This is a genomic window from Streptomyces sp. NPDC047886, assembly GCF_043204435.1.
Lineage (GTDB): Bacteria > Actinomycetota > Actinomycetes > Streptomycetales > Streptomycetaceae > Streptomyces.
In genome coordinates this window covers 327,985-342,245 of sequence record NZ_JBIDCF010000005.1, presented here as the reverse complement: position 1 = coordinate 342,245, position 14,261 = coordinate 327,985, and the positions used below count along the sequence as shown (strand labels likewise).

At 72.5% G+C, this 14,261-nt stretch carries 14 protein-coding genes; 4 read left to right on the top strand and 10 right to left on the bottom strand.

Features of this window, described 5'->3' with window-relative positions:
• Positions 1 to 10 precede the first annotated feature (10 nt).
• The 7 genes from ACGF5U_RS19560 to ACGF5U_RS19530 all read right to left on the bottom strand — a co-directional run bounded on the left by ACGF5U_RS19560 (position 11) and on the right by ACGF5U_RS19530 (position 6,386).
• A complete protein-coding gene (locus tag ACGF5U_RS19560; RefSeq protein WP_392717375.1) occupies positions 11 to 1,345 on the bottom strand; it encodes a sulfate adenylyltransferase subunit 1 in 1,335 nt (444 codons plus the stop codon).
• A gap of 2 nt (positions 1,346 to 1,347) precedes the next feature.
• Positions 1,348 to 2,292 (bottom strand): sulfate adenylyltransferase subunit CysD, encoded by a 945-nt coding sequence (gene cysD, locus ACGF5U_RS19555; RefSeq protein ID WP_392717373.1) that lies wholly within the window; start codon positions 2,290 to 2,292, stop codon positions 1,348 to 1,350.
• The gene (gene cysC, locus ACGF5U_RS19550; protein WP_392717371.1) at positions 2,289 to 2,888 is read right to left on the bottom strand and encodes an adenylyl-sulfate kinase; all 600 of its coding nucleotides are present in this window, start codon (positions 2,886 to 2,888) and stop codon (positions 2,289 to 2,291) included. The genes cysD and cysC overlap by 4 nt, the downstream gene beginning before the upstream one ends.
• Complete coding sequence (locus ACGF5U_RS19545) at positions 2,885 to 3,586, bottom strand: phosphoadenylyl-sulfate reductase (RefSeq protein ID WP_392717369.1); 702 nt, start codon at positions 3,584 to 3,586, stop codon at positions 2,885 to 2,887. Before ACGF5U_RS19545 ends, cysC begins: the two co-directional genes overlap by 4 nt.
• Positions 3,583 to 3,762 carry a hypothetical protein gene (locus ACGF5U_RS19540; protein WP_392717367.1) on the bottom strand — a complete coding sequence of 60 codons (180 nt, stop codon included), beginning with the start codon at positions 3,760 to 3,762 and terminating at the stop codon, positions 3,583 to 3,585. Before ACGF5U_RS19540 ends, ACGF5U_RS19545 begins: the two co-directional genes overlap by 4 nt.
• Before the next feature lie 31 nt (positions 3,763 to 3,793).
• A complete protein-coding gene (locus ACGF5U_RS19535) occupies positions 3,794 to 5,491 on the bottom strand; it encodes a nitrite/sulfite reductase (protein WP_392717365.1) in 1,698 nt (565 codons plus the stop codon).
• Positions 5,492 to 5,819: 328 nt separating this feature from the next.
• Entirely contained in the window at positions 5,820 to 6,386 is a 567-nt protein-coding gene (locus tag ACGF5U_RS19530) for a GNAT family N-acetyltransferase (protein ID WP_392717363.1), read from the bottom strand.
• Positions 6,387 to 6,504: 118 nt separating this feature from the next.
• Here ACGF5U_RS19530 and ACGF5U_RS19525 point away from each other — a divergent pair, with 118 nt between their 5' ends.
• Positions 6,505 to 7,548, top strand: coding sequence for a M4 family metallopeptidase (locus tag ACGF5U_RS19525; RefSeq protein ID WP_392717360.1), 1,044 nt, complete (start codon positions 6,505 to 6,507; stop codon positions 7,546 to 7,548).
• A 294-nt stretch (positions 7,549 to 7,842) separates the two neighbouring features.
• Here the strand turns inward: ACGF5U_RS19525 and ACGF5U_RS19520 are convergent, their stop codons facing one another.
• Together ACGF5U_RS19520 and ACGF5U_RS19515 are read right to left on the bottom strand one after the other, a co-directional pair.
• A complete protein-coding gene (locus ACGF5U_RS19520; RefSeq protein WP_392717358.1) occupies positions 7,843 to 9,162 on the bottom strand; it encodes a GAF domain-containing protein in 1,320 nt (439 codons plus the stop codon).
• 245 nt (positions 9,163 to 9,407) lie between these two features.
• A complete protein-coding gene (locus ACGF5U_RS19515; RefSeq protein ID WP_392717356.1) occupies positions 9,408 to 11,045 on the bottom strand; it encodes an acyl-CoA dehydrogenase family protein in 1,638 nt (545 codons plus the stop codon).
• A gap of 17 nt (positions 11,046 to 11,062) precedes the next feature.
• On the opposite strand from ACGF5U_RS19515, the gene ACGF5U_RS19510 reads away from it, so the two are divergent.
• Entirely contained in the window at positions 11,063 to 12,211 is a 1,149-nt protein-coding gene (locus ACGF5U_RS19510; protein WP_392717354.1) for a YihY/virulence factor BrkB family protein, read from the top strand.
• A gap of 95 nt (positions 12,212 to 12,306) precedes the next feature.
• Entirely contained in the window at positions 12,307 to 13,080 is a 774-nt protein-coding gene (locus ACGF5U_RS19505) for a helix-turn-helix domain-containing protein (RefSeq protein ID WP_392717352.1), read from the top strand.
• Here the strand turns inward: ACGF5U_RS19505 and ACGF5U_RS19500 are convergent.
• Entirely contained in the window at positions 12,981 to 13,418 is a 438-nt protein-coding gene (locus ACGF5U_RS19500) for a VOC family protein (RefSeq protein ID WP_392717350.1), read from the bottom strand. The genes ACGF5U_RS19505 and ACGF5U_RS19500 overlap by 100 nt on opposite strands.
• A gap of 164 nt (positions 13,419 to 13,582) precedes the next feature.
• Here ACGF5U_RS19500 and ACGF5U_RS19495 point away from each other — a divergent pair, with 164 nt between their 5' ends.
• Positions 13,583 to 14,179: a DM13 domain-containing protein gene (locus ACGF5U_RS19495; RefSeq protein ID WP_392717348.1), complete on the top strand. Its 597-nt coding sequence runs from the start codon at positions 13,583 to 13,585 to the stop codon at positions 14,177 to 14,179.
• The last annotated feature ends 82 nt before the right edge of the window (positions 14,180 to 14,261 follow it).

Below are 14,261 nucleotides of genomic sequence, written 5' to 3'. Positions count from 1 at the left end.
ATGTCCGCCATCAGAAGTCCCAGCCGTCGTCGTCGACCGTGACGGTGGCCTTGTTGGTGGCGAAGGACTCGCCCGCCATGCCGGCCGCGAGCGTCGTGCCGTCGGCGGGGTCGATGAGCAGGAACGACCCGGTGCGGCGGGAGTCGGCGTAGGAGTCGAGCGCCAGCGGCTCCGCCGTGCGGACCTTGACCGTGCCGATGTCGTTGGCGACGAGCCGGCCGGGCTCGGGGTGCTGGGACAGGTCGTCCAGGGTCAGCCGGGACGGGATCTCCTTGACGATCGCCTTGACCGTACGCGTGGTGTGCTTGAGCAGGACGCGCTGGCCCACGGTGAGCGGCTGGTCGGCGACATGGCAGACGGTCGCCTCGATGTCCTGCGTGGTCGCCGGGGCGTCCCCGCTCGGCACGATCAGATCGCCCCGCGAGATGTCGATGTCGTCCTCCAGCAGGAGGGTGACGGACTGCGGGGTCCAGGCGATGTCCACCGGCTCGCCGAGCAGGTCGATGCCGGAGATCCGCGACGTACGGCCCGAGGGCAGCACGGTCACCTCCTCGCCGACCCGGAACGTGCCGGCGGCGATCTGGCCCGCGTAGCCCCGGTAGTCCGGGTGGTCGGCGGTCTGCGGCCGGATCACGTACTGGACGGGCAGGCGCGCGTGGCAGCCCGTCAGGTCGTGGCTGACCGGGACCGTCTCCAGGTGCTCCAGCACCGTCGGGCCGCCGTACCAGTCCATGTGCGCGGACGGTTCCACGACGTTGTCACCGGCGAGCGCCGAGATCGGGATCGCGGTCACCTCGGGCACGCCGAGCTCGGTGGCGTACGTCGTGAACTCCTCGGCGATCGCCGCGAAGACCGGCTCGGCGTAGGCGACGAGGTCCATCTTGTTGACGGCGAGCACCACGTGCGGGACGCGCAGCAGCGCGGCGAGCGCGGCGTGCCGGCGGGTCTGCTCGACCACGCCGTTGCGCGCGTCCACCAGGATCACGGTCAGCTCGGCCGTCGACGCGCCGGTGACCATGTTGCGGGTGTACTGCACGTGGCCGGGCGTGTCGGCGAGGATGAACCGGCGCCGGGGCGTGGCGAAGTAACGGTACGCCACGTCGATGGTGATGCCCTGCTCGCGCTCGGCCCGCAGCCCGTCCGTGAGCAGCGCGAGGTCCGGCCCCTCCTGGCCCCGGGAGCGCGAGGCGTGCTCGACGGCCTCCAGCTGGTCGGCGAGGACCGACTTGGAGTCGTGCAGCAGCCGGCCCACCAGGGTGGACTTGCCGTCGTCGACGGAGCCGGCGGTGGCGAAGCGCAGCAGGGTGGTGGCCGAGAGCTGCTCGGCGGCGGTGGTGCTGGTCATGTCTAGAAGTACCCTTCGCGCTTGCGGTCTTCCATCGCGGCCTCGGACAGCTTGTCGTCGGCGCGGGTGGCGCCCCGCTCGGTGAGCCGGGACGCGGCGATCTCGGCGATCACGGCGTCGAGCGTGGTGGCGTCGGAGTCGACGGCGCCGGTGCAGGACATGTCGCCGACCGTGCGGTAGCGGATGAGCCGGCGCTCGACGGGCTCGCCGTCCTTGGGGCCGCCCCACTCGCCGGCGGTCAGCCACATGCCGCTCCGGCTGAACACGTCGCGCTCGTGCGCGAAGTAGATCTCGGGCAGCTCGATGCCCTCGCGGGCGATGTACTGCCACACGTCCAGCTCGGTCCAGTTGGACAGCGGGAACACCCGGACGTGCTCTCCGGGCGCGTGCCGGCCGTTGTAGAGCTGCCACAGCTCGGGGCGCTGGCGGCGCGGGTCCCACTGCGAGAACTCGTCCCGGAGGGAGAACACCCGCTCCTTGGCGCGGGCCTTCTCCTCGTCGCGCCGCCCGCCGCCGAACACGGCGTCGAAGCGGTGCTGCTGGATGGCCTCGGTGAGCGGCACGGTCTGCAGCGGGTTGCGGGTGCCGTCGGGGCGCTCGCGCAGCTTGCCCGCGTCGATGTACTCCTGGACGGACGCCACGTGCAGCCGCAGGTTGTGCCGCGCGACGGTCCGGTCGCGGTACTCGATGACCTCGGGGAAGTTGTGCCCGGTGTCGACGTGCAGCAGCGAGAAGGGGACCGCGGCGGGCGCGAACGCCTTCAGGGCCAGGTGCAGCATGACGATGGAGTCCTTGCCGCCGGAGAAGAGGATCACCGGCCGCTCGAACTCGCCCGCGACCTCGCGGAAGATGTGCACGGCCTCGGACTCCAGGGAGTCCAGGTGCGACAGCGCGAACGGGCTGTCCGTCTCCTCGTGTCCCTCGTGGACGGTGGCTGCGGTGGTCACAGGAGACCCCTTTCGGTCAGCAGCGCGTGGACCGCTTCCGCGGACTCCCGCACGGTCTGGTTCTGGGACTCGATCCTCAAGTCCGGGTTCTCCGGCTCCTCGTACGGGTCGTCGACGCCCGTCAGCCCGCTGATCTCACCGGCGGCCTGCTTCGCGTAGAGCCCCTTCACATCGCGTACCGAGCACACCTCGACCGGAGTGGCGACGTGCACCTCGACGTAGGCGGTGCCCTGCTGCTGGTGGCGCTTGCGGACCGCCTCCCGGCTGTCCGCGTACGGGGCGATGACGGGCACCAGCACCTGGACGCCGTTCGACGCGAGCAGCTCGGCGACGAAGCCGATCCGCTGCACGTTGGTGTGCCGGTCCTCGCGGCTGAAGCCGAGGCCCGCCGAGAGGAACTCGCGGATCTCGTCGCCGTCGAGCACCTCGACGCGGTGGCCCTCGTCGCGCAGCCGGCCCGCGAGCTCGTGGGCGATGGTGGTCTTGCCTGCGCTCGGCAGACCGGTGAGCCAGATGGTGGCCCCAGTCACGTGGTTCTCCCGAGGGGTCTGGTGTTCCTGAGCGGTCCGGTGTTCCCGGGTTTCGGTCGTCGTCATCCGTGCAGCCCGCACTCCGTCTTGGCCCGGCCCGCCCAGCGGCCGGCCCGCGCGTCCTCGCCCTCCAGCACGCGGCGCGTGCAGGGCGCGCAGCCGACGGAGGCGTAGCCGTCCATCAGCAGCGGGTTGGTGAGCACGCCGTGCTCGGTGACGTACGCGTCCACGTCGTCCTGCGTCCAGCGGGCGATGGGCGACACCTTCACCTTGCGGCGCCTGGCGTCCCAGCCGACGACCGGGGTGTCCGCCCGGGTCGGGGACTCGTCGCGGCGCAGCCCCGTCGCCCAGGCGCGGTAGCGGGTCAGGCCCTCCTCCAGCGGCTTGACCTTGCGCAGCGCGCAGCACAGGTCGGGGTCCCGGTCGTGCAGCCTCGGACCGTACTCGGCGTCCTGCTCGGCCACGGTCTGGCGGGGCGTCAGCGTGATGACGTTGACGTCCATCACGGCCTCGACCGCGTCACGGGTGCCGATGGTCTCCTCGAAGTGGTAGCCGGTGTCCAGGAACACCACGTCCACGCCGGGGAGGACCCGCGAGGCGAGGTGCGCGACGACCGCGTCCTCCATGGAGGAGGTGACGCAGAAGCGCTCGCCGAAGGTGTCGGCGGCCCACTTGAGGATGTCGAGCGCCGAGGCGTCCTCCAGTTCGCGGCCCGCCTGCTCGGCGAGCGCCTTGAGATCCTCGTCGGTCTCCGTCACGGTCACGTCCGGTCCCCTCCGTCGTCGTGGCGCTGGAGCCCCCGGGCCAGCAGGCCCAGGAACTTCAGCTGGAAGGCTCGATTGCAGGCCGCGCACTCCCAGGCGCCGTGGCCCCGCTCGCTCGGGCGCAGGTCCTCGTCGCCGCAGTACGGGCAGTGGAACGGGGCGGCTCGCTCGCTCACGGCCCCTCCTCTCGCTGCCGTTCGCCGACACTCACGACAGGGCCTCCTCGGAGGCTCGGGCGGCCCAGGTCGCGAAGCGCTCGCCGTCCTCGCGCTCCGCCTGGAAGCGCTTCAGGACCCGCTCGACGTAGTCGGGGAGCTCGGCGGAGGTCACCTTCAGACCGCGGACCTTGCGGCCGAAACCGGCCTCCAGGCCGAGCGCGCCGCCCAGGTGCACCTGGAAGCCCTCGACCTGCCGGCCGTCGTCGTCCAGGACCAGCTGGCCCTTGAGACCGATGTCCGCGACCTGGATGCGGGCGCAGGCGTTGGGGCAGCCGTTGATGTTGATGGTGATCGGCTCGTCGAAGTCCGGGATGCGGCGCTCCAGCTCGTCGATGAGGGAGGAGCCGCGGGCCTTGGTCTCGACGATCGCCAGCTTGCAGAACTCGATGCCGGTGCAGGCCATCGTGCCCCGCCGGAACGGGGACGGCTTGACCCGCAGGTCCATCGCCTCCAGTGCGGCGACGAGCGACTCGACCTGCGCCTCCTCGACGTCGAGGACGATCATCTTCTGTTCGACGGTCGTGCGGACGCGGCCGGAGCCGTGCGCCTCGGCGACCTCGGCGATCTTCGTCAGCGTGGCGCCGTCGACCCGGCCGACGCGCGGGGCGAACCCCACGTAGTAGCGGCCGTCCTGCTGCCGGTGGACGCCGACGTGGTCGCGCCACTGCTGGACGGGCTGCGCGGGGGCGGGACCGTCGACCAGCGGGCGCTTCAGGTACTCGTCCTCCAGGACCCGGCGGAACTTCTCGGCGCCCCAGTCGGCGACGAGGAACTTCAGCCGGGCGCGGGTGCGCAGCCGGCGGTAGCCGTAGTCGCGGAAGATGGAGATGACGCCGGTGTAGACGTCGGGCACCTCGTCCAGCGGCACCCACGCGCCGAGCCGGACACCGATCTTCGGGTTGGTGGAGAGACCGCCGCCGACCCAGACGTCGAAGCCGGGGCCGTGCTCGGGGTGCTCGACACCGACGAACGCGATGTCGTTGATCTCGTGTGCCACGTCGAGCAGCGGCGAGCCGGAGACGGCCGACTTGAACTTGCGGGGCAGGTTCGAGAAGTCCTTGTTGCCGATGATGCGGCGGTGGATCTCCTCGATGGCGGGCGTGCCGTCGATGATCTCGTCCTCGGCGATACCGGCGACCGGCGAGCCGATGATGACGCGCGGGGTGTCGCCGCACGCCTCGGTGGTCGACAGGCCGACCGCCTCCAGCCGGTTCCAGATCTCGGGAACGTCCTCGATCCGGATCCAGTGGTACTGCACGTTCTGCCGGTCGGTGATGTCGGCGGTGCCGCGCGCGAACTCCTGGGAGATCTCGCCGATGACCCGCAGCTGGCGCGTGGTCAGCCGTCCGCCGTCGATCCGGACGCGCAGCATGAAGTACTCGTCGTCCAGCTCCTCCGGCTCCAGGATCGCGGTCTTGCCGCCGTCGATCCCGGGCTTGCGCTGGGTGTACAGGCCCCACCAGCGCATCCGGCCGCGCAGGTCGTTGGGGTCGATCGAGTCGAATCCGGCCTTGGAGTAGATCGTCTCAATGCGTGTCCGCACATTGAGACCGTCGTCGTCCTTCTTGAACTGCTCGTTGCCGTTGAGGGGCGTGAAGTGGCCCACGGCCCACTGACCCTCGCCACGGTGACGCCCGGCCTTGCGGCGGGGTGCGGCGGGGGCGGGCTTTTCCGGGGTGGAGGCCATGGCTATACGTCCTTCGGGACTGCAGGAGGGCGGCTCTGACCTGCACACGCGCGCGCCAGGACAGGGTCCTGCGCAGCGGTGCGCGGTGGATTCAGAAGGTCGGGATCTCGGCGCTGCTGGGTCTCTCAGCTCACCGGACAGATGGCGCTGGACATGCGGCCGAGGTCGACGTGCCGCCGACTCACCAAGGCAATTCCAGCTCGAGACATGACGGAAGCCTGGCATGGGAGTTTGGACTCAGTCCACCTTTGTCCGAGATGTGGACAGACCTGTCCCACATCGCGGACCAGTGTGGGGCAGGTCACGCGGATGGCCGTCCGCAGGTGTGTCAGCCGTGCGCGCCGGGCCACGGACCGGGCGCCGGCGAGTCCGGCTCCTCCGTGACCTTCGTGTCGAACAGGCGGAAGCCCCGCCGCAGGTAGTTGTCCATCGCGTGCGGCCCGTCCAGCGAGCAGGTGTGCAGCCACACCCGCTTCGTCGGCGCCCGCCCGGGCCACCGCTCCGCCAGATCCCAGGCGCGGGCCGTGCCGTACGACAGCAGGTGCCCGCCGATCCGGCGCCCCCGGAACGCCGGGATCAGCCCGAAGTAGATGATCTCCACGGTCCCGTCGTCCTGCGGGTCCAGCTCCACGTACCCGGCCGGCGTCCCCTTCTCGTACGCCACCCAGGTCTCCACCCCGGGGCGCTCCAGGATCTCCCGCCACTGCCCGTACGACAGGCCGAGCCGGTCCGTCCAGCGGATGTCCCCGCCCACCGCGCTGTAGAGGAACCGGCTGAACTCCGGCGACGGCACCTCCGCGCGCTCGATCCGGACGTCGCCGCCCGGCTCCGCGGCCGGCCGGAGGTCGTCCGGCGAGGTCTGCTCCAGGGACCAGGTCGTCACAGAGATGCTCATGTGCGCCAGAGAACCACGCCGCCGGGGCTATGGCCAAAGCAGGGGCGGTACGGGAAGATCACGCAGCGCTCAGCCACCCCCCGCGCCCTGTCCGCATCCCATACACAGGAGGATGTCCATGGCCCGCCGCATATCCCGCGGCCTGCTCGCGCTGGCCACCGCCACCGCCGCCACCGCCGCCCTCGCCGGTCCGGCAGGTACCGCGACGGCCTCGTCCGAGCCGCAGGCCCGGATCTTCATGGTCAATCCCGTCCAGTCCACGGGCGACCAGAGCCTGGTCGACGGCAAGGACGGCAAGGGCGATGACTCGGTCCCGGCCTCCGCCTACGCCACCGCCCCCTTGCGGGGCCTCGACGGCAGCGGTTCGCTCTCCGGGCGCTGGGTCGTCGTACGGTCCGACACCGGCGCGTCGGCGAAGGTCGCCGACGTCGCCGGCTACGACCGCCACGACGACCGGTTCGAGCAGGTCATGGCCTACTTCTGGGTCAACGAGGCGCAGGAGTACCTGCAGGGCCTCGGGTTCGGCAGCGAGCTGCCCGGCGCCAACGACCGCCCGCAGCCCGTCCGTATCAACCAGTGGGGCGCCGACAACTCGTACTTCACCGACAAGAAGGCCGAGATCCGGTTCGGCAAGGGCGGGGTCGACGACGCCGAGGACGCCGAGGTCGTCCTCCACGAGTACGGGCACGCCGTCCACCACGCCCAGGTGCCCGGCTTCGGCACCTCCGTGGAAGCCGGGGCCATCGGCGAGGCGTTCGGCGACTACCTCGCCGTGACGGTCGGCGAGCACGCGATCGCCCGGTACGGCTGGGAGCGCAGGGCCGACCTCGCCTGTGTCGCGGACTGGGACGCCGTCTCGTACACCGGGACGACCCCGCACTGTCTGCGCCGGATCGACACCGACAAGACGTACGCGGACAAGGTGGGCCAGGTACACCGGGACGGCCAGATCTGGTCCCGCGCCCTCCTCGACATCCGCCACGCGCTCGGCGCCCGCACCGCGGACCGGATCATCGTCAACGCCCAGTTCGGCTTCGCGCCGGACACCGGCTTCCGGGACGCGGCGCTCACCACGATCGCCACGGCCCGGAAGATGTACGGCGAGGGCGCGGCCGCCGAGGTCCGTGCCGCGTTCCAGGCCCGGCAGATCCCCGGCGTGTGACCACCCCGGGGGCGGCGCGGCGCGAGACCGCCCGCCGCCCCCGGGCACGGTGCACCGCACCGTTCGACCGCCCGGTCCACCGGCCTGGTCCGCCGCTCCGGTGCGCCGCTCCGGTCCACCGGCCTGGTCCGCCGCTCCGGTCCACCGGCCTGGTCCGCCGCTCCGGTCCGCCCACCCCGGGCGCGGTCCACCGCTCCGGTCCGCCGCCACGCCGCGAACGCCACCGTCCGGCCTTCGCGTGCCGGCCGCGCGCGCCGTCCGCCCTTCGCGCCCCGGGCCGTCCTTCACCGCCGCTCAGCCGCCCGGCGTGCCGGAGCGTGCCGCCAGGACGGCGGGGGCCGTCGAGTGGGGGAGCAGCTCGCCCGGGTCCGCCGGGTGGATCAGCTCCACCTCCACCTCGTCCCGGAACCGGTACGGCCGGTGCGCCAGCACCCCCGCGAGGGTGCGCCGGATCCGCGACATCTCCGCCCGTACCGTCACCGTGCGGCCGCGGTCCCCGAAGACGTCGCCCGCCAGCTCCGCCGCGGTCCGCCCGTTCCGGTGCACCGCCAGGAGATAGAGGAGCTCGGCGTGGCGCGGGCTCAGCTCCTGCGTCCAGCGGCCCGCCTGACCCGACACCTCCACCGACCAGCGGCGCGCCCGGCCGACGTCCAGGACCACCCTGCTCACCTCCGCCGCCGGGTCCGGGGCCCGCGCGCCGTCGTCGGGCCGCAGCAGCCAGCCGCCCGGCAGCGGCTCCACCCCGCACATGCCCAGCGACGGCAGCCACACCCGGCCCGGCCCGAACGCCCCGGGCAGCGGCAGCCGGTCCAGCGGCGCCATCCCGGTGACGGCCGCCGTCCACCCGTCGGTGTCCACCACCAGCGCCCGCCCGTCCAGCCGGTACAGCAGCGGCGCGGCCACCGCGCGCAGCCGCGCCAGCGCCACGTGGTGCCGGTGCCGCAGCTCCGCCTCGGCCAGCCGGGCCACCGACCTGACCAGCAGCAGCGTCGCCGGATGCATCGTCGCGACCGGGCCGCTCACGTCCACGACGCCGATGAGCCGCCCGTCTCGAGGGTCGGTGATCGGCGCGCCCGCGCACGTCCACGAGTGGTGCGTCGCCACGAAGTGCTCGGCCGAGTGCACCTGTGTCGCCCGTCGGGTCACCAGCGGGGTGCCGACACCGTTCGTGCCGACTGTCGACTCCCGCCAGTCGGCGCCCGGTTCGAACCCGTGCCCGTCCGCCTTCCGCAGCACCGACGGATGGCCCTCCCGCCACAGCACACGTCCCTCGGCGTCCGCCACGACCATGATGTGCGGCACCGGGTCGACGCCCCCGGCCCCGCCGCCGCCCGGCATCAGCCCTTCCCGCAGCACCGGCAGCAGCTCCGCCAGCGGCGAGGTGCCCCGGCGCCGCTCCAGCTCTCCGAGCGACAGCAGACCCGAACGGCGGTCCCTGTCCGGATCGACGCCCTTGCGGAGCATCCGCTGCCAGGACTCGCCGATGTCGGCGCGCGGCGCCAGCGGCGCCCGGTCGCCCCGCAGCGCCGCGTCCCGCACGTTCTTGAGCAGCCTCGTCGCCTCGCGCGCGTCCATGGCGGCGAGCCGTGTCATGTCGACCGTGGTGTTCCGCACGGGCACCTCCCCACAGGCGTTCGGCGCACGGTGGCCGGTATCCGTCATTCCATCCTGCCCCGCCGGCCCCGTGGCGCGGGCTGATATCTCCCACACCGCCGTGACCGCTGCAACCCCTTGCAACCCTCGCGAACGGCGGTCCGCCCGTACGACAGTGGGGTCGTACCGGCCTCTTCGGTACCGCAGACGGGTTGGTGCCGTGTCGGCGCAGCACCACCCCGTCCGCTCTGCCCGGGCGTGGGCCGTCAGTGCACGGCCCGCGCCCGTTCGACCACCGCCGCCAGGTCCAGGGTGTGCGGCAGCGTCCCGAACGCCAGGCCCGAATCCCCGCCCAGCCGGGACGCGCAGAACGCGTCCGCCACCCACGGCGGCGCCCACCGCACCAGCAGCGACCCCTGCAGGACGAGCGCCATCCGCTCGACCAGCCTGCGGGCCCGCGCCTCGATGCCGTCCAGATCCGCCAGTTCGGTGAGCAGCGCCTTGATCGCCCCGTCCAGCCGGTGGTCGGCGCCCCGCGCCTCGCCCACCTCCTTCAGGAAGGCGTTCAGCGCCTCGGGCTCCCTCCGCAGCGCCCGTAGCAGGTCAAGCGCCTGCACATTGCCCGAGCCCTCCCAGATCGAGTTCAGCGGCGACTCCCGCAGCAGCCGCGGCATCCCCGACTCCTCGACGTAGCCGTTGCCGCCCAGGCACTCCAGGGCCTCCACCGCCACCGGGGTGCACCGCTTGGTCACCCAGTACTTGGCCGCGGGCACCGCCAGCCGCAGGAACGCCCGCTCCTCATCGGTGTCGGCGTCGTACGCGGCCGCCAGCCGCAGCGCCAGCGTCGTCGCGGCCTCCGACTCCAGCGCCAGATCGGCCAGCACGTTGCGCATCAGCGGCTTCTCGATCAGCACCCCGCCGAACGCGCTGCGGTACGCGGCGTGGTGCACCGCCTGGGCGACGCCCTGCCGCATCAGCGCCGCCGACCCGATGACGCAGTCCAGGCGGGTCGCCGCGACCATCTCGATGATGGTGCGCACCCCGCGCCCCTCCTCACCGACGCGGCGCGCCCACGTCCCGTCGAACTCGACCTCGCTGGAGGCGTTCGAACGGTTGCCCAGCTTGTCCTTCAGCCGCTGGATCCGGAACACGTTCCGGGTGCCGTCCTCCAGGACGCGCGGCACCAGGAAGCACGTCAGCCCCGCCGGGGCCTGAGCCAGCACCAGGAAACCGTCCGACATGGGCGCCGAGCAGAACCACTTGTGCCCCGTCAGGACGTACTCCCCGGGCGCGGCCAGCGGTGTCGCCGTCGTCGTGTTGGCCCGTACGTCGCTGCCGCCCTGCTTCTCCGTCATGGCCATCCCGAAGAGCACACCGCCCTTGTCGGCGGCCGGGCGCAGCTCCTCGCCCTCGTACACCGGCGAGGTGAGCTTCGGCTCCCACTCGGCGGCGAGCGCCGGGTCGGTGCGCAGCGCGGGCACCGCCGCGTGCGTCATCGACAGCGGGCAGCCGTGCCCCGCCTCGGCCTGCGTCCAGACCAGGAACCCGGCCGCGCGCCGCACATGGCCGGACGGCCTGCCCCAGGCGTCGGTGAGGCCCGAGGTCACCGCGTGGCCGAGGAGCCGGTGCCACGCCGGATGGAACTCGACCTCGTCGATCCGGTTGCCGTACCGGTCGTGGGTGCGCAGCTTGGGCGGGTTCTCGTTGGCGAGCACCCCCCACTCCTGCGCCTGTGCGGAGCCGGCCGTCGTGCCGAGCGCCGAGAGCTCCTGCCGGGCCTCGTCCCGTACGTCCGTCGGGACATGACGTTCCACGGCCTCGGACAGGGCCCGGTCGGCGGTGAAGACGTCGTACCCCACCAGGGGCGGAGGCTGATTGGTCACGGTGTGGGTGGTGGCTGCCATGCGGATACGGTAAGGAGGTGCAGGCAGCAAATGAAACACCCGAGTCGCAGCCCGGGCCCGGGGGCCGGCTCCACCGGGCCCGGGTCCTCTACCGCAACGTGTCGAAGCGGAAGATGGCCTGGCTGCTTCTGAAGGACACCGTCAACTCGTGCATCGAGTACCGGATCCTCGGTCTCGCCGCCGAAGCGGCCTTCTTCACCCTGCTGTCCCTGCCCCCGCTGATGCTCGGCCTGCTCGGTCTCCTCGGCTACATCGACGACTGGACCAGCACCACGACCGTCGCCTCCATCGAGAAGAACATCCTCGGGGCGGTCGGCACCGTCCTGTCCGACCGGGGCGTCAACCAGATCGCCAAACCCCTGCTGGAGGACGTCACCCAGGGCGGCCGACCCGACCTCATCTCCATCGGTTTCGCGATCGCGCTGTGGTCGGGCTCCCGGGCGGTGAACGTCTTCATCGACACGATCACCGTCATGTACGGCCTGGACGGGCACCGGGGCATCGTCGCCACCCGGCTGCTCGCCTTCCTGCTGTACATCGTGGCCCTGCTGATCGGCGCGGTCGTCCTGCCGCTCGCCGTCGTCGGCCCGGACCGGGTGGTCGAGCTGATCCCGTGGGGCACGGAGCTCGTCTCGATCCTGTACTGGCCCGTCGTCATCCTGCTGTCCATCGCGTTCCTGACGACGCTGTACCACGTGTCCGTCCCGGTGCGCTCGCCGTGGATCGAGGACGTCCCGGGGGCGCTCGTCGCGCTCGGCATGTGGGTGCTGGGCAGCTTCCTGCTCCGTATCTATCTGACCAGCACGGTCGAGGGCCCGACGATCTACGGTTCGCTCGCGGCGCCGATCGCGGTGCTGCTGTGGATCGGCATCTCCGCCTTCGCGGTGCTCGTCGGCGCCGCCGTCAACGCCGCCATCGACCGCGTCTGGCCGTCGGTGGCCACGGCCGCCGCCCGCGCCGAGAACGAGCGCGCCCGTACGGCCGAGGCGGCGGCGCTGGTCGCCCGCGCCAAGGCGGCGGTGGAGGAACTGGACGACGACGACCCCGACATGCCGTCCGAGTTCCCGGAACGCTGGTCACGGTTCCTGCCGCCCGACGACGTGAAGTCCCGCCTGCAGCGGGAGCGGAACGGCGACCGCCAGGAACGGGGCCAGAAGGGCGCCTGACCCTCGTGACCCCGGCGGCCACGGCTGCCCGCACGGCCTCGGCTGCCCGCACGGCCCCGGCGGTACGGGCCACGCCGAACGTCTAGGCTCGACGCGTGTACGAGGAACGCCCCGCGCGGCTCGACGGCGCCTTCGTCTGGACGACGACCGGCACCGCGGACGCGGTGTCCGTCAGCCCCGTCCTGCCCGACGGGTGCATGGATCTGCTGTGGACGGACGGCCGGCTGCTGGTCGCCGGGCCCGACACGCACGCCCACCTCCCCGACACCCGCGCCCCCTACGCCGGGGTGCGCTTCGCCCCCGGGGACGCCCCCGCGCTGCTCGGTGTCCCCGCCCACGAGCTGCGCGACCGGCGCGTCGACCTGGCCGACCTGTGGCCCGCCGATGGCGTGCGGCGGCTCGCCGACCGGGTGGGCGCCGCCGCAGACCCGGCCGCCGCCCTGGAGGAGGCCGCGCTGCGGCTGGCCCGCTCGGCGCGGGGCTTCGCCGACCCGCTGCTCCGCACCGTTGTCGCGGGGCTGAACGCGGGCCGTACGGTCGCCGAGACGGCCGGGGCCGTCGGGCTCGGCGCCCGGCAACTGCACCGGCGGTCGATGGACGCCTTCGGGTACGGGCCCAAGACCCTGGCCCGGGTGCTGCGCCTCCAGCGCGCGCTGGCGCTCGTACGCCAGGGGGTGCCGTACGCGGACGCCGCGCTCGCGGCCGGCTGTACCGACCAGGCGCATCTGGCGCGCGAGACGCGGGCCCTGGCCGGTACGACTCTCCGCGCCTACACGGCGTCGGTGCCGCCCGCGTCACCCGCGTCGGTGCCGCCCGCGTCGGCGAACAGCGAGACGCCGCAGCCGTCCGGGTCCAGCACGATCGCGTAGCGCTGCCCCCAGACCGCGTCCCACGGCTCCAGATGCCCGCGGTGACCGGCGGCGACCAGGGCCTCGTACACCGCGTCGACCTCGGCGGGGCTCGCGCAGCGGAACGCGAGCCCCAGCCGGTCGCCGCCGGAGGGGCGCGTCCAGCCGGGGTCGAAGGAACGGATGACCTCCTCCGTGTCCCACAGGAGGCGCGTCCCGCCCGGCAGCGCTGCCTCGACGTGCGGGGCGTTCTCGGCCCCGTCAGGGACGTCCACGCCGAGACGGCGGTAGAAGGCGAGGGAGGCGGCCATGTCGGAGACGACGAGGCCGATGGCGTCGAGTCGTGGTGCGGAAGTCATGCCCGCACCGTACGAACGCGGCCGCAGGCCGGTCTTGTACGAATCGGACGTAAGACTTTCGTCACCGGATCGGCGCAGTCGGCGGGCCGCGCGCCGCGTTCAATAAGGACAGGAGCCGGAGAGAACGAGAAACGGCATAGGCGACGGAGATCGAGGAGGCGGCCATGGCCGGTGTACGACGTCTGGTGACCAGGCCGGTGGTGATCGCGGCGGTGGTCGTCGCGGTGGTGGCGGCCGGACTGGGGCTGTACTGGTTCCAGCCGTGGAAGCTGGTGACGAACGAGACGGTCAGCGAGGCGCTGCCCGGGGCTTCGGCGCCCCCGGCCGCCGCCCCGACGGGCGACCCCGGGAACCCCGCGGCCGACCCGTCGGCCACGCCGTCCCAGGCGCCCTCCGCGCCGGCCGGTCCCGCGACCGTCTCCAGCGGCACGCTGATCAGCCATGAGCACACCACCACCGGGGACGTGCGCATCGTGCGGCTGGCCGACGGCTCGCGCGTGCTGCGCCTGGAGAACCTCGACACGAGCAACGGCCCCGATCTGCGTGTCTGGCTCACCGACGCGCCGGTCATCGAGGGCAAGGACGGCTGGCACGTCTTCGACGACGGCGCGTATGTCAGCCTCGGCAAGCTCAAGGGCAACAAGGGCGACCAGAACTACGTCCTGCCCGCCGATCTCGACCTGAACAGGTACACCAGCGTCAGCATTTGGTGCGACCGCTTCGACGTCTCCTTCGGAGCGGCGGCCCTGAAGGCGGCATGACCGCCCCGACGGGAACGTAAGCGGCGTAACGCGTCATACCGGGCGATGATGGGATCGTATTGATAACGTGAAGAAGATCCCT